This window comes from Legionella yabuuchiae, assembly GCF_900640115.1.
GTDB lineage: Bacteria > Pseudomonadota > Gammaproteobacteria > Legionellales > Legionellaceae > Legionella_A > Legionella_A yabuuchiae.
The window spans coordinates 14,032-33,561 of sequence record NZ_CAAAIW010000009.1 but is presented as its reverse complement, the minus strand read 5'-3'; the positions used below and the strand labels follow the sequence as shown (position 1 = coordinate 33,561).

Here is a 19,530-nt window from a genome sequence, read left to right as displayed (position 1 = left end):
AAAAAACCAGTATCTTGGGGTAGAATCGGTATACAATATCTTTATTCGAAACAGTTTTCACTATTTTAATCACTTAGGGAATAAAATTAACATGTTACTCGACATTGTGATTCTTGCAGCCGGACAAGGTAAACGAATGCGCTCCAAAAAGCCTAAAGTGCTTCATCAGCTTGCGGGGAAATCTATGCTGGAGCGAGTGGTGGATACCGCTACTCGACTCAATCCTCATGCAATTCATGTCATAGTGGGTCATAACAGTGAGATGATTAAACAAGAGTTATCCCATCTTAACGTCAATTGGGTCAAGCAAGACATGCAACTCGGAACAGGGCATGCGGTGATGCAAGCCTTACCTTATTTGTCCGAGGACAGCCAGGTATTAATCCTTTCTGCCGATGTTCCTTTAATCCAACTTGAGACGTTATACGGCTTAATCGCTAGTACCACTGCCTCTGCAGCTAAAGAATTAGGGTTGCTTGTAGCCTGCGTCGAGGATCCGTTTGGGTTTGGGCGTGTGGTGCGAGATGGCGCTGAGCGAATTCATGCGATTATCGAAGAAAAAGATGCTTCTGACAATCAAAGAAAAATTAATGAAATTTACAGCGGCATATGCGTTGCTCATTCAAAAGCTTTACAACGCTGGCTACCGAAACTAAGCAATAAAAATGCACAGAAAGAATATTATCTTACCGAAATTATCGCCAAAGCATCGCAGGAAGGCGTTGAGATTGCGTCCATGAAAGCGAGTGATCCTCTAGAGATTTTGGGGGTTAATGACCGTATTCAGCTTCAATGGCTTGAGCGCGCATTTCAAAAACGCTTAGCCGAACAATTAATGCTTCAAGGGGTAAGAATTATGGATGCCGCACGCATCGATATTCGCGGAGTTTTGGAATGCGGCCTTGATGTTTGTATTGATGTTAATTCTGTATTTGAAGGATCCGTTTTTATCGGCGAGGGGAGTATTATAGGCCCAAATTGCGTACTTAAAAACGTCAACATTGGTGAGCATTGCGAAATTTTAGCAAACTCAGTGTTAGACAATTGTCAGATTGGAGACCATTGTCAAATTGGACCGTTTGCGCGTATAAGACCCGGGACGATTTTAGCGTCAAACTGTAAAATTGGTAATTTTGTTGAAGCTAAAAACGCCGTCATGGATGAAGGAAGTAAAGCCAATCATTTAAGTTATTTAGGGGATGTAACCATAGGTAAAAAAGTGAATATAGGCGCAGGCACCATTACTTGCAATTATGATGGCGCCAATAAATACCAAACCATTATCGAAGATGGGGCTTTTATAGGTTCAGATACGCAACTGGTAGCACCCGTTACCGTAGGAAAAAACGCCACCATCGGCGCTGGCAGTACTATTCGCAAAAATGCACCGCCGGGTGAATTAACGTTAAGCGAAAGCCGTCAAAAAACCATTTCGGGCTGGAAACGACCGGTTAAAGAATCCTAGTCTTCACCGAGTTGTGATGAGCTATCTCTGTACATGACAAAAAAACCTGTCATGTACAGAGATGAGCTATAGAGGACATTTTCATAGCGTTTCTCCACAATTTTTTTCGGCATTGACATTATAAGGGGCATTGATGTTGAATTACACAGATCGCATCCATTCTTGTGCTTTAGCGATCCATTTGAATACCTCTTTTTGCGACATGATTCTAGGGCCATCCCAGTTAGTATTGTCGACAATAATATCTGCATTTTGAAGATAGACAGCTAAATAGTGTAATATGGAAGGTAGATTGATACGTAAAAAATATTCTTTAATTAAGGCAGGAGCTCGATAAGCGAACGCCCGAACTAATAATCGTTGCAAAAGTTCATCTAAGTCTGCGAGTATTAAATATTGGAAATCGACATAATAATCTAAATAATGGATAAGATTATATGACCCATCCAGCAAAATGATTAAATGTGGTTTGAGATGAATTTCTTGGCGATGATTGGATAAACCGTCAACTCTGTTGTAGAGATGCTTTAAAACAATGGTTTTATCCTTAGTTAGCTTGCTATCTTTTTCTAAAAGCTGTTTATTATAATAACGAACTTTTTCTAGAAAACGATGGATATGATTCAATTCCATATGATGATAAGGCTCATAAGGCATAAATGTCATTCTGGAAATAATGAGTTTTAGATCGGCCTCTCGAGCGCTTCTTTCTTTCAAAACCCAGTCCATTTTAACACCAACAACAGACTTTCCTAGCTGTAATAATTGATTTTCCACAGCAGCTGCCAAAGTGCTTTTGCCTGATGCTGTTGGACCGGTTATACCTACGACAATTATTTTTCCTTCCGGGGACTGCTCCTGCAGTGCTATTGTTTTATTTACAATATCCAGAATCATACACTATCCTTCGCGCAGAATGTGAAATTCGAAGATAACCGCTCACTCGAATGAAAATCCATTCGTTCACCAAGTTTCAAGATCCAGCCTGAGTCATTACTCTTTAAGTATTCAATGCTTATGTTCCGTTTCTCATCTATATTACAAGTATAGCTTCTACTAGGAGTACTAATGCTCAAAAATACTCTTAATTGGCATGAAGACCCTCTTGATTTCATCTCCATACCAGGTGCTATCTCTATTAAAGAGCAGGCACAACGAAAATCCCTAGCGAGAAACAACCAACATTTTTTCACAGAGGAATCGCATGAAAAACGGACTACTCTAGCTAGAGGTTTTATCAGCGAATTGGCCGTACGTTATTATTTTAAAAACATTAATTCTGCAAATTATATAACCCCATGCATTACATCGTTTAATCCGAAAAAGCTGATGTTTACCGAAGACAAAATATTATCTATTACTGCAGCGCATTTTTTTTTATTGCTATACCACATAGAAAAAACGGAAAAAAAAATCTGGTATGCTCATGCAAAAAAAATTGGTGATTTATTAATTAACAGACTAGTTTTGCAACAGCATTTTTTTCAAGAAAGACAAACCGATCTGGAGCGAGCTATTTACCTTTTTGAAGATCGCTTTGATTTTCAAAAAGGTAATTTTATTCCTAAGGTTCCCTATTTTTCTCACTTTATGGAAAGTATTACACAAGCACTTGATGTCTTTTCTGACCACTTTCAGATCAATAAGCATTGCCAAGCAAAGATCTTGGCTCAACTAGAATATATATCAACAATTCTTGATCAAAATTGTACCTATTTATTCCGTGATGCTAATCCAAATAATACGCTTATTCCTATAGGCTCTGATTTGCCCAAGGAGATTTCTCGTACTGAATCACTAAAAACCATTACGCATTTTTTTTCTAAATGGGCCGCCACTAAAAATAAACCAAAACTATTTAAAAATATTGTTCAGATTGATTTTGAGTTAGTAGGGTTGAAAAAGACAAATCAGTTTGATGATTTTATCCATATTATAGGAATGATCCCCTCACATAGCTTACGTCAAAACGCGATTTCTTCTTTTACCTCCTCACTTACATTAGAGAAAAAAAACCTCTTTTATTTGACATGGGCTTTTCGCATGACAAGAGAAGGGGCAAGACGATTAAGATATTTTTCTGAAAACACTTTAGACAAACCGGAAAACTATGATAAACGGTATGAGATTTGGGGAATCATAGAAGAGTTTGAGTACATGTTTCTTTCGTCTGCTTCGAGTTTAAAGAGCGCGTCAAAAATAACAGGAAAGACTTATAATGAGCTTATTTATTTAATGCAACATATGGCCTTTTTAATACAAAAACTAAGAAAGCAACATTCACTGAGTACTGAGCATCACGTAAAACAGAGGATAAAATGAAACGAAAGCAAGGCATTGCGGTTATAACAGGAGGTACATCAGGTTTAGGACTTGCGATAGCTCGTAATTTATTGAAATATAATTATACAGTTTATGCCCTAGGTACAAATGAAGATAAAAAGAAACAAATTGAATTAGAGTTTAAGATCAATGGCTCACAAGTTTGCATGCTTAATCTAATGAATGAGGAGGCAATTCGTAACTTTTGCGCTAGTATCAATGAGGTGCACATAATTATATTATGTGCCGGAATTCTAAGGCAAGATACAGACTTATCTGAAGAAATTTTAAGAATGTGGCAGATTAATTTGTTGTCCCATCAGCTTTTAATCAATTGTCTTTTAACCAAAATACCACGGGATAAAAATAGTTGGATTTGGGCTGTTACATCATCTTCAATCAATAAACCTTATTTAAATCAAACGCAATATGCATCCACTAAACTTCAATTACAGCGCCATATAAACGAATTGCGCGAGCAATTAGCATACACTCACCCGCTGGCTCGAGTTACTGAAATTATTCCTGGAGGAATGTTAACGAACTTCCACGCTAAAGCAAAACTCAGTAGCCAAGTAGAAGATAATTATATGTCTGTTGCTGAAATAGCGCAGAGTGCGTGTAATCTCTTATTGAACCTAGGAGAAAGCGTACAAATCCCTTATGTGTCTTTTGCACGCCGCCCGAATTTAACAGGTTAAACGTAGCTTTAAGGGGTGTTGTAGTAGTTCAGACTTGATAGGCTGAATTAATGGGAATTTACTGCACTTTTGGACTTGCCCCTCAAATCATGGCCGAAATCCCTACTAGTAAGAGCAATCCACCTAAGGTCATAGTTAGGTTTCCAATGAAAATAATGGTATTAAGTGTACGAACAACCCCCCACTCCATGATCCAAAATGGATGAAATATGAAGGAGGCCACAATATCAAAAAGGATAAGCAATAAAGCCGCATAGCCCGTATAAATACCAAACATAATCATCAATCCTGTGACTCCTTCAAGAAATAGGCCAAATATCATCACAGGAAAAGCGAGCGTCGAGGGGATTTTGCGCAACCGCATAGCATCTAAAGTAGGTCGCCAATGATAACCATTCCAAAAAACAAAAAAGAAAAAATAAAAGCCGATTAAAACTCGCCCCGCCAGAAGAAAATAGGAAGAATAGGTTGTAATATCCATTTTGAGAAATTTTTCCTTTTTTTGGTAGTCTGTAGCATATCCCGATTATTTTAATTCTGTAAAGTTAATTGTTCAGTCATTCCCACTTAAGCTGACATAAGCAACATAAGTGCTTCATCGCCAATCTCTCGTTTCAATTCTTCAAGCTTAGAGCATGAATGCTGTGCTTAAAGCACAACGTATAAGACTATAACTATCTCTGAGTCTTATCCTTGTATTCACATAAATCATTAATAAAACACTCAGGACATTTAGGTTTTCTGGCAACACAAATATAACGACCATGCAATACCAGCCAGTGATGGACATTCGGAAGAAATCGTTTTTCAACGTTATTCAATAATTTTTTCTCAACCTCAAGGGGTGTTTTCCCTTTGGCAAGACCTGTACGGTTTGCCACACGAAAGACATGGGTATCCACTGGAATCGTCGGTTTATCAAATGCCGTGTTTAAAACCACATTTGCCGTTTTGCGACCAACGCCCGGTAAGGCTTCAAGCGCTTCGCGCTCTTTTGGCACTTCTCCATTATAACGTTCTAGCAATTGCTCGCAGGTATTGATGATGTTTTTCGCTTTGCTGTTATAAAGCCCAATGGTCTTGATGTATTGTTTTAATGATTCTTCCCCAAGCGCTACTATCCCCTCAGGGGTATTGGCCACTGCAAATAACTGTTCAGTGGCTTTATTCACACTCACATCCGTTGCTTGCGCCGATAAAATCACGGCAATCAATAATTCAAAAGGCGTGTCAAAATTTAACTCGGTCGTTGGATTCGGGTTCTCTTTTTGAAAGCGCTCAAAAATGGCGGTTCGTTTTTCTTTATTCATACGGTCGTCAAATGCTTTAGGAGGATTTGAATTGCTTGGCCTGAACCCGAGCTAAGGCTTGCAAGATATATTGATGCTTGGCCTGCTTATCCTGTGCATCATCTGCTTTTTGTGCGGCCAGTTTTCTTTTTTCACGATAGGCTTGTTGCTGTTCATGCTGCTCACGCAACAATCGCACTTCACGAGCGTTGAACCGCTCGCGCGCTATCGCTTTATCAAACCCAGGGGCTGGCACAGAAACCATATCAATGCAATCCACTGGACAAGGTTCCACACATAAACCACACCCCGTACACTCATGCTCAAGAACCGTGTGCATTTGTTTTGCGCTACCGACAATTGCATCCACAGGGCATGCTTGAATGCATTTAGTGCACCCAATGCATTCAGACTCTCGAATAACGGCTTTGGAAGGTGGTCGCGTTTTTTTGGCAACCTCTGCTAAATAGGGGGTCGAATCAATATGCAATAAGAGACCTAACGCTTTAAGCGTATCTACCCCTCCTGGCGGGCATCGATCAATCGACGCAGTCCCCTTTGCCAAAGCTTCAGCATATGGGCGACACGCTTTGAAATCGCATTCACCGCATTGCGTTTGCGGTAACAGTTGATCAATATCGTGAGCGGATGGCATTTAACGACCCTCGGCTAGAAGCGCGTCAACTTTTTCGCGCTCGACTCGCATCATTAACGGTTTAAACGGATTAATGCGCTGGCTCAGCAATGGGGTATCAAGCGATTGAAATGTCAATGATTCACAATCGAGAAAATCTTCCGAAGCGGACGCCATTTGTGGCACAACAGGCTTCAAGTACGCAATTAAAATACGATACAAATTTAAGCCCATGGTGCAAATGGCTTGTACTTGTGAACGCTTTTCTGGATCCTTGGCCAACACCCAAGGTTTCTCAGTATCGATGTATTGATTCACGCGATCAGCCGCTTCCATGATTAAGCGGATGGCTTGCGCGTAGTCTCTAGTCGTATAGGCTTCAATAATGGACTCGCGTCGCGCCAAAAGATCGATATACAATTCAGGCTCACTCAGTGCTTCAGCAAGTTGATTATCAAAGCGTTTATTAATAAACCCTGCGCATCGACTGGCAATATTGACCACTTTTCCCACGAGATCGGCATTAACCCGATTAATAAAATCGTCAAAGTTTAAATCCAAATCATCCACACGGCCGTTGAGCTTTGCGGCAAAGTAGTAGCGCAGATATTCGGGATTAAGGTATTCCAGGTAATTGCGCGCCTCAATAAACGTGCCGCGAGACTTTGACATTTTCTGACCGTTGACGGTTAAAAAACCATGCGTATAAATTGCCGTGGGTAGACGATGGCCACTTCCAGCAAGCATTGCGGGCCAAAAGAGCGCATGGAAATAAACAATGTCTTTGCCCACGAAATGATAAAGCTCCGTCTCACTGCCTTCAGCCCAGAACTCATCAAAAGAAAGCCCTTGCTCATCGCAGTATTTTTTAAAACTGGCCATGTAGCCAATGGGGGCGTCTAACCAAACGTAAAAATATTTATCCTTTGTTCCTGGAATCAAAAAACCAAAATAAGGCGCATCTCGAGAAATATCCCATTGCTTTAAGCCCGATTCAAACCATTCATCCAGTTTATTCACCACTTCGAGTTGTAAGTGTCCGCTTTTTGTCCATTTTCTTAATAAGGATTCATATCGAGGCAAATCAAAAAAATAATGCTCGGAGTCTTTTTCAATTGGTTTAGCGCCTGAGATGGCAGATACCGGATCAATCAAATCCGTTGGCAAATACGTCGCTCCGCACACCTCACAATTATCGCCGTATTGATCTGGCGCTTTGCATTTTGGGCAAGTCCCTTTAACGTAGCGATCTGGCAAAAACATTTCCTTGACGGGATCATACGCTTGTCGAATGGTTTTTTTAACAATATCACCGCGCGCATTCAAGCGTTCATAAATTAACGCCGAAAGAATGCGATTTTCTTCGGAGTGGGTAGTGTGGTAGCTGTCATAAGCAATGCCAAACGCCATAAAATCGCGTTCATGGCTTTGCTTAATTTCCGTGGTTAACGCTTCAGGGGTCATACCGACTTGCTCGGCTTTGAGCATAATAGGTGTGCCATGTGCATCATCGCCACAAACGCTGATGCATTGATGACCGAGCATTTTATGTGTTCGCACCCAAATGTCGGTTTGAATGTGCTCGACTAAATGACCTAAATGCAAATGGCCATTCGCATAAGGAAGAGCGCTGGTAACCAGCATTTTACGAGCGTTTGTCATAAACCCCTGTCCACCACTGAAAATGGCGAATTATAACGCAAAATTAGGAAGATTGCTGCCATAAATTAAGTGAAGCCTCTGTACATGACAAAAAAACCTGTCATGTACAGAGAAGTGAAGCAACGGAATCTGTTTCCAAGCTGTCATATTCATCTATGGATAAAGCAGGTCTCGTTCGCCGCTCTGCAGCGAATGGTGAGGGATACTGACCCGGTTCTTCGCCAAGAGTTTCATCATATAAAGAACTTGGGCTATTGCTTAAATTTCGTAAAGAAGGTGAAACTTCTTCTTCAGTACTCTGTGAGCGCCCAGCGGATTTGTTAAAAAACATATCCAACAATTTTTTAGTCCCAAATATTAATCCAAACACTGAAGCTACGGTTAATGCAACGGCTGAAGCGACCAACGTTGTAGCGGCAAGAACAGCTCCACTTCCAAAAGCCGCCATAGCAGGGCTAGAAGCCAAAGCAAATATGGCTAAAGAAAGCGCCATGGGTGGATACACCAAACATAACGCAGTGGCAAGGGATGCCACAGCAACGGTTGTAATTACCTTCCAATGGTTAAGAAATGGGTTTACAACAAAACGATTAAAAAAATCAGGTAGGTCTTTTATAAAAAAAGCCTTCACTTTCTCCCACATAGTTCTCTCCAGGTAAGATTAAAAATCCTCACGAGCTATACCACTTTCTTTTTTAAAAACGAAAGAAAAGCAATCAATTATCCTAAATTATTGATATAAGGTAGGATCCGGTATATTGGCAAGCTCAAATCCACGCGCACGAAAAATACAACTATCGCAGACACCACAAGCAGCTCTCTCTGAATCCAATTGGTAACAAGAGACGGTTAGTCCGTAATTGACGCCCAGCTTTACCCCAGCAGCAATGATTTCTGCTTTGGTCATCTCTAACAAAGGGGCATGAATGGTAAACGATTGTCCTTCTGCCCCGGCTTTGGTGGCGATATTAGCTAGCGCTTGAAAGCCTTGAATAAACTCAGGCCGGCAATCGGGATAATTCGAATAATCCACAGCATTAGCGCCAATAAAAATATCATAAGCTCCCAATACTTCAGCGTAACCTAAGGCGACGGACAAAAAAATTGTGTTTCGAGCAGGGACATAGGTCACAGGAATCGATGAGGTATCTTGAAAATCAGGAACGGCAATGTCTTCATCGGTTAAGGCTGAACCACCAAATTGTCCAATATCAAGGTTCACAACCTTATGCTCAGATACCCCCATCATCGCTGCAATTTGACGCGCCGCTTCCAATTCCGGACGGTGCTTTTGTCCATAAGAGAAGCTCAGTGCGTAGCATTGAAATCCTTGGTCTTTAGCTATTGCAAGACACGTTGTCGAATCCAGCCCCCCAGATAACAAAATGACAGCTTTTTTCATAATTCATTCATTAAGTGCATAATGTTGTCATTATAACCATTTTATGGATCAGAATCTATTCAGGTTATCGTACTGGACAAAAAGCACTGAACTAAGACCTACCCGTACGCAACGCGAATGGTGCGCGTTCCCATACTTAGTGTTTAGGGTATCGGATAACCCGAACCAGTCAGATCCAGTGGCAAGGTTCATTGACGCTGGATAACGAATTGCCACCCCAGTCGTTAAAGGCTAAAATAAGTCTCCAATCGCACAGGATGATATCGACCATGGCAGCGAACATTTTCCCGGTTATTCTAGCTGGCGGCTCTGGCACAAGGCTTTGGCCCTTATCACGTAAAAACTTTCCGAAACAGTTTCTAAGTTTACAAAGCGACTCAACTTTGTTGCAGCAAACCATGAAACGAGCAGTGAGTCTACCCATGCAAGAAGCGTTGGTGGTCTGTAACGAAGCTCATTACTTTTTATCACAAGAACAATTGCTACCCTATGAAACCTCTCTAACGTATCTTTTAGAACCATGTCCTAGAAACACCGCGGCCGCCATTGCCTGCGCTGCTCATTTCATAGCTCAAAAACATGGGCGTGATGCGATGATGGTTCTGTTGCCCTCAGATCATTGGATAGGGGATGAAATCGCCTGGAAAATGGCTATTCTTGCGGGCGTTCAAATCGCTCAAACGCATGATACCATCGTCACCTTTGGCATAACCCCAACCAGTCCTAAAAGCGGGTACGGATATATTGAAGCTGGCGAAGACTTTAGTTTTGAAGCGCTTAAAGTCAAACGCTTTCGTGAAAAGCCTGATGAGCAAACGGCGAAGCGTTTTATTGAATCCGGCAATTTTTACTGGAATAGCGGCATGTTTGCAGGCCGCACTGGAGTTTGGCTGGAGGAGCTTAAATCATACGCGCCTGATATTTACCAAAGCACGTTGCAATCCGTGTCTAAAGGCCAGAGTGCACATGATTTCTTCCGTCTTGAGGTGGAATCCTTTAGCCAGTGTCGCAGCGAATCCATCGATTACGCCATTATGGAAAACACCGATAAGGCGAGCGTCATTCCGATGAATTTACAATGGAGTGATTTAGGCGACTGGGCGGCGGTTGCCGAAACCAACGTGTTAGATGAACATGGCAATGCGTTGCAAGGGAACGTCATCGCCAAAGAAAGCAAAAATTGTCTCATTAGCAGCGAACAGACCTTAGTGACCACGTTAGGAATACAAGACCAGATCATCATCGCCACAGGCGATGCGGTATTGGTTGCTGACAAGCGCTATTCTCAGCAAGTTAAAGATATTGTCCAATCTCTAGCGGGAGAACACCGCCAATTAGCGGACGATCACAGGCGAGTATCACGGCCTTGGGGATTTTATGAAGTATTAGCTGAAGGGCCAACCTTTAAAGTAAAACGCTTAATGGTTAAGCCCGGTGCGCGATTATCCTTACAAATGCACCAGCACCGTGCAGAACACTGGGTTGTTGTAGGAGGTATTGCTGATGTTGTGAATGGTCGTAACACCATGCAATTGACGGCCAATCAATCCACCTACATTCCACAAAAAACGCTTCATCGCTTAAGCAATTCTAATCAAGAACCACTGTATGTCATTGAAGTCCAAAGTGGCGACTATTTAGGCGAAGATGACATTACCCGTTATGATGATGTGTATCATCGCCAAGTGGAAACTGAATTAGCCTAATGGGTTCATTTCTTACCAATTCCTGCCACTGAAACCGCGAGATCTAGTGCTATTCCAATTATAATTAACAAACACAATTTGATTTAATTACAACCAATGGATTGTTTTTCTAGTCCATGCTATGTTATAAATTAGTACACTTTGTACTTTTCAAATGTAACGGCACTGAGGAAAAGCGTTTTGGCTTTAAAAAACACCCCGAATAAAGGCACCACTAAGATGATTGAGCAATTAACCACGGCAACCTTCGCCTCGTTAAGTCCTGAAAGTCTAAAGGGTGTTATTACCTTATTTCAGCAACAAGAAAACACCACGCTGGCTGAAGTGTTTGAAAAAGAAACGCTGTCTATTTTTAGAAGTCGAACGCCCTTAGCAGAAGCGGTTGCGACAAAAAGTAATCGATTAGCTGAAATTAATCCCGCAAGCTTTGAATTTTTATCGCCATCTCAAAAACTAGCTTTGGAAGAAGAGTTGTTATTCTCCTTTTACATTTTTTCCGCTCAATATCACCTCGATGAAACTGAAGATCGAAAAAGCAGCTTGCGGGAGTTAAGTAACAAAATCTTTCTGTGCTCCGAACTAATCTACGCAATACGTTTAAGTACAGAACCCGCTTCTCCAGAAAAGCTATTAAGCGAATTAAGAAATCAGCATTATCATATGCATTGCAAGTACTTAGGTCTCAGCATGGGTTATAAAATAGGCGAGGCAGTGCATGAGTTTACTGGCGGGCAAGCCGTTGCTGTCAGAAATTTCATGAATGATATCAATGAGCGAAGGCTTTATTGGGTTTGGGGCGAAGGCATGACCGCGAGCATTCTAAGCGTGTTACCTGAAACCCTGGCCCAACGCAATCAGGCCCAAACCGTTTTAGCCGCGCCTGATTTTTACCTTGGCAGCTTAAGTTGGTCTCTATATTACGCGCGCTTTGGTTTGAATTTATCTCTTTTGCTCAAACACACCTTCCAAGGTCCCTGGATGAACAAACGAGAGAAAAAATATATTCCCCCGCACGAACGCTTTTTGACTCAATGGAACCAACGTAAATTTACCTTGCTCAATGACTTAGTCTGGGCAACGGTAAATTTAGTCACGTTTGCTTGGCTTGCGGGCAGTGGCATGCTGGGTTATTGGGGAAACGCCTTAACAGTCGGGTTGCTGTTAGTCGATGCTTCGCTCACAATCTGGCGAATCCACGAAGAGAGTACTCGCTTTAATAAAGAAATGCAGCGATACCAAATAGAACTGAATGATTTAAACTCAAAAATAAGAGAAGCGACTGGTGATAAAAGAGAAAGACTCGAGTACCATATAAAACGCTTAAAGCGTACCATTGCCGAACGAACGTTGGATTGGAAATATCAAAACTATCGCTGGGCATTAGATCTCACATACTCTGTTTCCTTAGTGGCTGGATTCTTTGTGGCCTGTACGTTCTTAATTCCTCCTGGCGTTTTATTAGCGCCAACTGCTTTGGTGATTGCCTTAGCTGGGGCTGCAATTTGTTTTGCGCTAAACCTTGCATACACTGCTGTTTCTGGCTTAATCAATATCTCGCATGCCAAAGCAAAAGGAACAGCAGCCAAGGAAGAATGTAGGGCATTGTTGCAAGAGTTTAATCAAACTGAAGACGAATCGTATAAAAAGCTATTATATTTAGAAATTAAGCGTCTCATGGCAACGTCTGAACACAGTGTCAAGGTCGTTAGTTTTCAGAAAAAACAAGTGATTCGTGCCGTATTTATTGATTTAATGATCCCTGCTTTGGTCATTACAACGTTATTGTTTTTGCCATTACCCATTGGTCTTGGCGTACTGGCCGCAGGATTTGCACTAGCTGCTCTGTCCGGCATGTTACTCAATCGCTATAAGCCCCAGGCAGGAAGTCTTCCAGAGTTTGATGAAGGTGAATATAAGAAGTTTCTAAACAATCCAACCCTTGATTTTACAACCAACCCAGCCTCTTCTATCAGGACCAATGGGATTTTTAGTGGTCGTATTGAGGAGAGAAATGAAGATCCAAGCCACCAATTAACTAGTCCACATACAAAGCTAGACTAACTTGCTTCGCATACCCATTCATGGCTAGCGGACTGGCCTGGCGCTGAAAATACTTTCACTACAATTTTTTCAATGCGGTGTCGTTTTAGTTCCGCTTCCTCTTTAATTAACTCATTGACAAACCAACGCGACAGCTCTTCCACCGTAATGTTGCTTAACGGCATTAAAGTGACGTCTTCTTTTAAAAAGGGGATGCGTTTCTGATTAAACGTGAAATAATAATAGGCTTCATCCTCCTCGATGGTCAGAAAAGGGGAGTGTTGTGGCATAAGAAACGTTTGATTTAGATATTGGCATAAGGCATGAATTCGTTTTTTATAATAACGATAATCAAACGTCATCCCATTATCTTCCACCCAGGTGGTTAACGCCAGATAAACGCCATAATGGTGCCCATGCAGCGGTTCGCGTTCTGTGGCTGAAAAAATGGTGGTGTGGCCAGCAGAAAATTTCATCGACTCTTTCTGTAGCTCCACCGTGGTTAAATATTTATTCATGTTTGTTATCTTACCCTTGTATATTACGATTCAATTCAAAGACTACTTCGCTTATCAAACCATTGAAAGCCCGATAATGACATATCTATATGTTTTCCTAGCGCCATGACCTTAAAAAGCTCACCCATTTCGCTTTCCTGTACCAACTGCTTGACGGCTTGGGTACTTTTAAACCGTTCTCGCTCACTGGTTAATTCGTTTAAACACTCTAAAATGCGATTTGCCAGTAAAAAGGACGCTTGATTAGTATACCCCAAAATTTGAAAGCCAGCGTCTATGGCTGCTTCAGCCACCTGGGTAAAATCCACGTGTGCGGTAATGTCTTCTTCGCCAGGATGCGCTAAAGGATTTGGATGCGATTGATGCTGGTAATGACACATTAAGGTTCCTGTTTGCCGATCAGGGTGATAATATTCGTGACGTGGAAAGCCGTAATCAATCAGAAATGTAACCCCATGATTAAGCACACTTGAACAAGCTTCTATCCAACCATGAATAAATAAATTGGCTTCAGATTGATAAGGATACGTTACAGCCGGTAACACTTGATGAACAAAATGAATTAAACGTTCATTCTCACAAGGTTTAAAGATTTCCCTGAGGTTTCCTTTCGAATCAAGGCTAATATAACTTTCTAATAGCCCTGACTCATCCACCATAAAACGATTAACTGGCATAGCATCCAATACCTCGTTGGCAATTATCACGCCGTTAAGAGGTTTTTCTGGCCATTTTGACAGCCATTGAACCCGGTGAGCGAAATCGGGGAGTTGTTTACGAATTAATTCTTCTTGCCGATGGCGTAAATTTGGACTGACCTCAAGAATATAATACACTTCGGGCAAACAATTTAACTGCCCTAAGCGCGTTAAAACATCCACACATAACCGACCCGAGCCCGCCCCAAACTCAAGAATAACAGGCGCGTCAAGCTCACTCAAAATGGGCTGACATTGATTCGCCAGGGTGTATCCAAATAAAGGAGTTAACTCAGGAGCTGTCACAAAATCGCCACCAGGACCAAATTTAGACAAGCCGGTGGTGTAATAACCAAATTCTGGGTGATACAGTGCCTGATGCATGTATTCTACAAAGGGCAAATCGCCTTTTTCATGAATTTGATTGGAAATTAGCTCGATTAAGTTCATATAATTAAATATTATCCAAAAAAACAGGAACATACCTTGGATCAACCCGGTAAACAACCCACTGCCTTAATCACCGGTTCCGCTCGACGAATTGGGGCTGCCATTGCCGAGTATTTGCATGAGCAAGGTTACCGCGTAGTCATTCATTGCTTGCAATCAAAAAAAGACGCAGAACGATTATCAAAAAAACTAAATGATACAATAAATGACAGCGCAAGGATAGTTTCTGCGGATCTTACTAACAAAACCGAGGTTGAAACCTTAATCAAAGAAACCATTGCCTGGGCCGGTCGGCTTGATGTGTTGGTAAATAACGCATCCTTCTTTAAGCCCACTGACTTTAGTGCGCACAAAGAACAAGATTGGGACGCATTATTTAATACAAACGTGCGCGCACCTTTTTGGCTCAGTCACAAAGCGTTTCCTCATCTGGCCCAAACTAAAGGATGCATCATCAACATCACCGACATTCATAGCGACAAGCCCTTAAAAGGGTATGCCATCTATTGTCAAACCAAAGCAGCCTTGACCATGCAAACCAAATCCTTAGCTCGTGAGTTCGCCCCCTTAGTACGGGTAAATGCCGTAGCTCCTGGCGCCATCGCCTGGCCAGAACAGAACAATGAACTTACCCAAGAATTAAAAGACCATATAATTAACGCCACCCCTCTTAAACAACACGGTGACCCCTTTTATATTGCTCAAGCTGTGTTCTCATTAATTAATAATCCATTTATTACGGGTGAAATCTTGCGGGTTGATGGGGGCCGGGGTATTGTGTAAGAGGTAGGTTAGTGACCCTCCCTAAACCTCCTAACTAAAGGAGTATGATTATGGAAAAGAATTACCTTGATGCAGTATCTATGCTAGAAATCGCAGCCCAGCATGCCTATTGCGCGGAACATTTGTTACAGCAAAATGCGGAAGTGTCATTTGATGATCATTTAAGCGTCGATGCGTTATTGCCCGTCACATCCCTAATCTATCTTGCTTTTGAACTCACACTTAAAGCATTTCTGCTGCATGAGCATCGCCCAGTAAGACAACAAGTCAAATTGATTGAACTCATTGAACTAAACGATCACCTTGGTTTATCGAAACATGAAAAAGAATTAGTGAATACCTTATGCCGCGTACAGGCATTTCGCAAAGGCGTAGATTATATGATTTGGGAAAATCGCCAACAACTGCAAGTATTTTGTGAGCAAACCATGGGATTGTATTCACGACTCCATCATGTCGTGCCATTGGAATTGCAGCGAGAGTATCAGTAGTAATTGGCTTGCTCCTATTTTTACTTCAATCAAGGATTAGAAGCAAAAATAACCTAACTTTTGAATTCGTCTACCTGAAAAAATATTGCAAGTAGGTAAACACTAAAAGAAAGCCCACGGCGATATAAATAATCGCTATGGGCGTTTTGTTTTTAAAGATTTCTTTATCGCTGAACACTTTTTTGTTTAAAGCCGCATTGATTTTATAAAGCGCTTCTGGCGTGAAAATCATCATCAATCCGATTACAATGATGAGTAGCCCTACTATAAATAACACAATCATTCATTTTTCCTTAAACAAATCTTAATAAAAAACACCCACACTAAAACGCCCCACCAAGGCGTGCAGAGCGTTCCTCATAAAGCATTATAGCGATTAAGTTTCATGAACTCTGGCAACGGCCGTTTGACCCGAAGTTCCTTCGGTTATGATACATTCAGCAATACCATTGGTGAAGGTAACCGCTGTTGTTCCGGAAGTATAACCCTCTGGTAATCCACCAGCTAATACGCTTGCAGCAATTTGTGTACAGGTTTGCCCTGTTGTTGTAATACAACTAGCAGATCCTGCTTTACAAGCGGCCAAATTAATTGCACTTGCTGAAGTCAGGCCACCAGCCACACCTTTTGTGCCAGCAGTACCAGCTTCATCTGTCAAGTCAATGTAATTTGGAACTGCAACCGCAGCAAGAATTCCAAGAATCACAATCACTACGACCAACTCCATCAAGGTAAAACCAGATTGTCTTTTCATTGTAGTGACCTCTAAAAATAGAATATCAGTTTAATATTCCTATATTTGAGTTTAGTATGGAGCAACTTTGTATTCAAGAAATAGGTGTGTACCATTTATCTCTGTACATGACAAAAAACCTGTCATGCCCGCGCAGGCGGGCAACCATCGATCAAAATAATCCGATGCCCAAATCAAGCCACTGGGGGTTGTTTTGCTCGATAAGGTTTATTTTCTATTGTCGGTTCCACTTCTTGATGCGTTTTCTCTGGTTATTGCTTCGTAGACATCAGAATGAATTTCATAATAAACCAAATGATGAACGTTGTACTTTTAAATTGGGATGGCCGTTCCTTTGAAAACAATGCCGAGCATTAAAATATTGATGTCTGATTTTCCCCAATGCCAATTGGTTCGATCCATGCTTAAATACCATTGCCCACCACTCACAAAAAACAATTTAAAAATAAATCCTGCTATTTGATGGTAATCCAAAGGAAATTCGGAAAAAAATTTTGACGATCGAGATTATATGATTTTCATTCTATGGCAGCGAGTTATCTTAAGTTACTTCAGTGCCAAACCAGAAATGGTTGCCCGCCTGCGCGGGCATGGCCGGTTTTTTTGTCATGTACAGAGACCATTTAGTACATACACTTGCCAATAGACAAAGCATGTGTTGATGCTATGTTAACTTATGCCTCCTAATCTTATACACCTGGAACTGCATAATTATCTAGAGTTGAGGAACCATACGTAATTTTACACCCAGAAGTCGTTCCGTCCGCTACCGTTACACCCGCAGGCCATGTTCCACCAACAAATAAAACTTTATGAGCATCACAGTTTGCGAGTGTTGTACATGACCCAACACCACTTTGACATGCATAATAATTAACCTTTGCAGCTTCGGCTATGTCAGATGCAATTTTTGCCAGTACATTTAACTCAGCTTCCGAACCTATATTGTTATAAGTTGCTACTGTACCTACTGCCAATGCGCCCACAATTGCTACGCCTAATGCAACTTCCATTAAACCATAACCCAGGCTCTGTTTCCTTTTCATCTACAACCTCTCCTTTCAAAATGAAAGTTACAATCGGTAGGACTATCTATTCAAAAAAATAGTCTATATATACCCGTAATCTTTCAAAATGCGTGATTTATGCTTTTTCTTTTTCGCCCTGCCGCATTTTAAAAACTCGCAAGGGAATGAGCCATTACTCGCTTTTTAAAATGCGGCAGGACAAAAAATAAAGGCGCCTAAAAACACGCATTTTGAAAGATTACGGGTATATAAAAAATTATACAATCAAAACGCCAAAAAAGTTTATCTGGCTAATGCCTTCCCTGCAAAATCCCACATCGGCATGTAAACTCCTAATGCCAGAATAAGGACCATGCCGGCGACAATAACAATCATGATCGGTTCAATATAATCATTGAATCGTGCTAGATCATATTCAATATCCCGCTGATAAAATTCGGCAGCATCGTTTAGGAGCTCATCAATTCGTCCAGTTTCCTCCCCAAGCGATATCATCTGCAACACCAACGGAGGAAAAAGTTTTGTTTGCGCAAGCGATGCTGAGATGGTGTTGCCGCGTGCAATTGATTGAGTAACCGATTGGATTTTGGTTGCAAAATAAGCATTATTAGTGGACTTGCCCACCAAGTTAATGCCATCAACAGCGCTTAACCCGGCCTTTAAAGCTAATGCGAACAGTCTTGTAAAACGCGATAAAATAATTCGATGAATGAGCCAACCAAAAATAGGTATTTTTAATTGCCACTTAGACCACACGACGGTACCCTCAGGGGTTTTTATGTAATATCTCAAGCCATAAATCAATAAAATTATGCTTATAAGCGCCACATACCAATAATTGATAAAAAAATTAGCAACGCTAACTAGAATAAGGGTAGGTAAGGGAAGTTCTGCGTTAAAGGATTGAAACATTTTAGCAAACGCAGGAATAACAAAGACGGTCACACCTATAATTGCACAAAACGTAACGAATGTGATAATTAAAGGATAGCGCATCGCTTTTTTTAATTTTTTACCCGTTTCAATCTCAAGTAACAGGTATTCAGAAAGATGATAAAATACTTCATCCAACTTTCCGATTTCTTCACCAAGCTTTACCAGATTAATAAAAAAATCAGAAAAAACTTTCGGAAAACGACTCATTGAGGCATTAAGGCTTTGTCCTTCATTTAAACTGACTAATATTTGCCGTAGGGTTTTAGCGAGTTCTTTATCGTGGGAGGATTCTGCAAGTCTTGCGATTGCTATGCTTAAAGGAATTCCTGATTTAATTAGCGCATACATTTGACGGCAAAACATTTGCAGCTCTTCTTTAGAAACCGGTTTTTTAAATAACCCTGAAGCCGAATATTTTGCAACAGATTGCTGGGGTTGTGCTTTCGCTTTAGTTGACTGCTCAATATCCAAAGGCAGTAATGATTCTTTTTGTAATTGGGTTGCCAAATCTTCAGCCGATCGCGCCTTTCGCACACCTCTGACTGTGCTGCCACTAGCATCTCGTGCTGTAAATTGAAAATCGGGCATGTTTGGACCCAAAGGATAATTGATTTATTTCATCTAATAATTAGTATAGGTGCATTTTAAGAA

20 protein-coding genes are annotated in these 19,530 nt (G+C 41.2%); 7 read left to right on the top strand and 13 right to left on the bottom strand.

What is annotated here, in order from left to right; all coding sequences use genetic code 11:
• Positions 1 to 91 precede the first annotated feature (91 nt).
• Entirely contained in the window at positions 92 to 1,465 is a 1,374-nt protein-coding gene (glmU, locus tag E1O47_RS04920; protein WP_133130159.1) for a bifunctional UDP-N-acetylglucosamine diphosphorylase/glucosamine-1-phosphate N-acetyltransferase GlmU, read from the top strand.
• A 141-nt stretch (positions 1,466 to 1,606) separates the two neighbouring features.
• Here glmU and E1O47_RS04915 read toward each other — a convergent pair whose 3' ends face one another.
• Complete coding sequence (locus E1O47_RS04915) at positions 1,607 to 2,362, bottom strand: hypothetical protein (protein WP_133130158.1); 756 nt, start codon at positions 2,360 to 2,362, stop codon at positions 1,607 to 1,609.
• Positions 2,363 to 2,533: 171 nt separating this feature from the next.
• On the opposite strand from E1O47_RS04915, the gene E1O47_RS04910 reads away from it, so the two are divergent.
• Together E1O47_RS04910 and E1O47_RS04905 are read left to right on the top strand one after the other, a co-directional pair.
• Positions 2,534 to 3,787, top strand: coding sequence for a hypothetical protein (locus E1O47_RS04910; RefSeq protein ID WP_133130157.1), 1,254 nt, complete (start codon positions 2,534 to 2,536; stop codon positions 3,785 to 3,787).
• Entirely contained in the window at positions 3,784 to 4,488 is a 705-nt protein-coding gene (locus E1O47_RS04905; protein WP_133130156.1) for an SDR family NAD(P)-dependent oxidoreductase, read from the top strand. The genes E1O47_RS04910 and E1O47_RS04905 overlap by 4 nt, the downstream gene beginning before the upstream one ends.
• A gap of 82 nt (positions 4,489 to 4,570) precedes the next feature.
• Here E1O47_RS04905 and E1O47_RS04900 read toward each other — a convergent pair whose 3' ends face one another.
• The 6 genes from E1O47_RS04900 to queC form a co-directional block, all read right to left on the bottom strand.
• The gene (locus tag E1O47_RS04900) at positions 4,571 to 4,969 is read right to left on the bottom strand and encodes a hypothetical protein (RefSeq protein ID WP_133130155.1); all 399 of its coding nucleotides are present in this window, start codon (positions 4,967 to 4,969) and stop codon (positions 4,571 to 4,573) included.
• Positions 4,970 to 5,162: 193 nt separating this feature from the next.
• Positions 5,163 to 5,798: an endonuclease III gene (nth, locus tag E1O47_RS04895; protein WP_133130154.1), complete on the bottom strand. Its 636-nt coding sequence runs from the start codon at positions 5,796 to 5,798 to the stop codon at positions 5,163 to 5,165.
• A gap of 16 nt (positions 5,799 to 5,814) precedes the next feature.
• A complete protein-coding gene (locus E1O47_RS04890; protein ID WP_133130153.1) occupies positions 5,815 to 6,432 on the bottom strand; it encodes an RnfABCDGE type electron transport complex subunit B in 618 nt (205 codons plus the stop codon).
• A complete protein-coding gene (gene metG / locus E1O47_RS04885; RefSeq protein WP_133130152.1) occupies positions 6,433 to 8,073 on the bottom strand; it encodes a methionine--tRNA ligase in 1,641 nt (546 codons plus the stop codon).
• A gap of 100 nt (positions 8,074 to 8,173) precedes the next feature.
• The gene (locus tag E1O47_RS04880; protein WP_133130151.1) at positions 8,174 to 8,716 is read right to left on the bottom strand and encodes a hypothetical protein; all 543 of its coding nucleotides are present in this window, start codon (positions 8,714 to 8,716) and stop codon (positions 8,174 to 8,176) included.
• 87 nt (positions 8,717 to 8,803) lie between these two features.
• Positions 8,804 to 9,475, bottom strand: a complete 672-nt coding sequence (gene queC / locus E1O47_RS04875) for a 7-cyano-7-deazaguanine synthase QueC (protein ID WP_133130150.1) — start codon at positions 9,473 to 9,475, stop codon at positions 8,804 to 8,806.
• 269 nt (positions 9,476 to 9,744) lie between these two features.
• Between queC and E1O47_RS04870 the strand changes: the two genes are divergently transcribed.
• Together E1O47_RS04870 and E1O47_RS04865 are read left to right on the top strand one after the other, a co-directional pair.
• Entirely contained in the window at positions 9,745 to 11,181 is a 1,437-nt protein-coding gene (locus E1O47_RS04870) for a mannose-1-phosphate guanylyltransferase/mannose-6-phosphate isomerase (RefSeq protein WP_133130149.1), read from the top strand.
• Between the two features lie 180 nt (positions 11,182 to 11,361).
• Positions 11,362 to 13,242, top strand: coding sequence for a hypothetical protein (locus tag E1O47_RS04865; protein WP_133130148.1), 1,881 nt, complete (start codon positions 11,362 to 11,364; stop codon positions 13,240 to 13,242).
• On the opposite strand, the gene E1O47_RS04860 is transcribed toward E1O47_RS04865, so the two are convergent.
• Both E1O47_RS04860 and E1O47_RS04855 read right to left on the bottom strand, forming a co-directional pair.
• The gene (locus tag E1O47_RS04860) at positions 13,239 to 13,739 is read right to left on the bottom strand and encodes a 6-pyruvoyl trahydropterin synthase family protein (protein WP_133130147.1); all 501 of its coding nucleotides are present in this window, start codon (positions 13,737 to 13,739) and stop codon (positions 13,239 to 13,241) included. The genes E1O47_RS04865 and E1O47_RS04860 overlap by 4 nt on opposite strands.
• Positions 13,740 to 13,774: 35 nt before the next feature.
• The gene (locus tag E1O47_RS04855; RefSeq protein ID WP_133130146.1) at positions 13,775 to 14,887 is read right to left on the bottom strand and encodes a class I SAM-dependent methyltransferase; all 1,113 of its coding nucleotides are present in this window, start codon (positions 14,885 to 14,887) and stop codon (positions 13,775 to 13,777) included.
• Between the two features lie 36 nt (positions 14,888 to 14,923).
• On the opposite strand from E1O47_RS04855, the gene E1O47_RS04850 reads away from it, so the two are divergent.
• Both E1O47_RS04850 and E1O47_RS04845 read left to right on the top strand, forming a co-directional pair.
• Positions 14,924 to 15,670 (top strand): pteridine reductase, encoded by a 747-nt coding sequence (locus tag E1O47_RS04850; RefSeq protein ID WP_242602010.1) that lies wholly within the window; start codon positions 14,924 to 14,926, stop codon positions 15,668 to 15,670.
• Between the two features lie 50 nt (positions 15,671 to 15,720).
• Positions 15,721 to 16,161 (top strand): hypothetical protein, encoded by a 441-nt coding sequence (locus E1O47_RS04845; RefSeq protein ID WP_133130144.1) that lies wholly within the window; start codon positions 15,721 to 15,723, stop codon positions 16,159 to 16,161.
• A gap of 70 nt (positions 16,162 to 16,231) precedes the next feature.
• Here the strand turns inward: E1O47_RS04845 and E1O47_RS04840 are convergent, their stop codons facing one another.
• From E1O47_RS04840 to E1O47_RS04815, 4 genes are all read right to left on the bottom strand, one after another.
• Entirely contained in the window at positions 16,232 to 16,444 is a 213-nt protein-coding gene (locus E1O47_RS04840; protein WP_133130143.1) for a hypothetical protein, read from the bottom strand.
• Between the two features lie 93 nt (positions 16,445 to 16,537).
• The gene (locus tag E1O47_RS12600) at positions 16,538 to 16,915 is read right to left on the bottom strand and encodes a prepilin-type N-terminal cleavage/methylation domain-containing protein (protein WP_133130142.1); all 378 of its coding nucleotides are present in this window, start codon (positions 16,913 to 16,915) and stop codon (positions 16,538 to 16,540) included.
• A gap of 689 nt (positions 16,916 to 17,604) precedes the next feature.
• Positions 17,605 to 17,961: a type II secretion system protein gene (locus tag E1O47_RS04820; RefSeq protein WP_133130141.1), complete on the bottom strand. Its 357-nt coding sequence runs from the start codon at positions 17,959 to 17,961 to the stop codon at positions 17,605 to 17,607.
• Between the two features lie 264 nt (positions 17,962 to 18,225).
• Positions 18,226 to 19,467, bottom strand: coding sequence for a type II secretion system F family protein (locus E1O47_RS04815; RefSeq protein ID WP_133130140.1), 1,242 nt, complete (start codon positions 19,465 to 19,467; stop codon positions 18,226 to 18,228).
• Between the last annotated feature and the right edge of the window lie 63 nt (positions 19,468 to 19,530).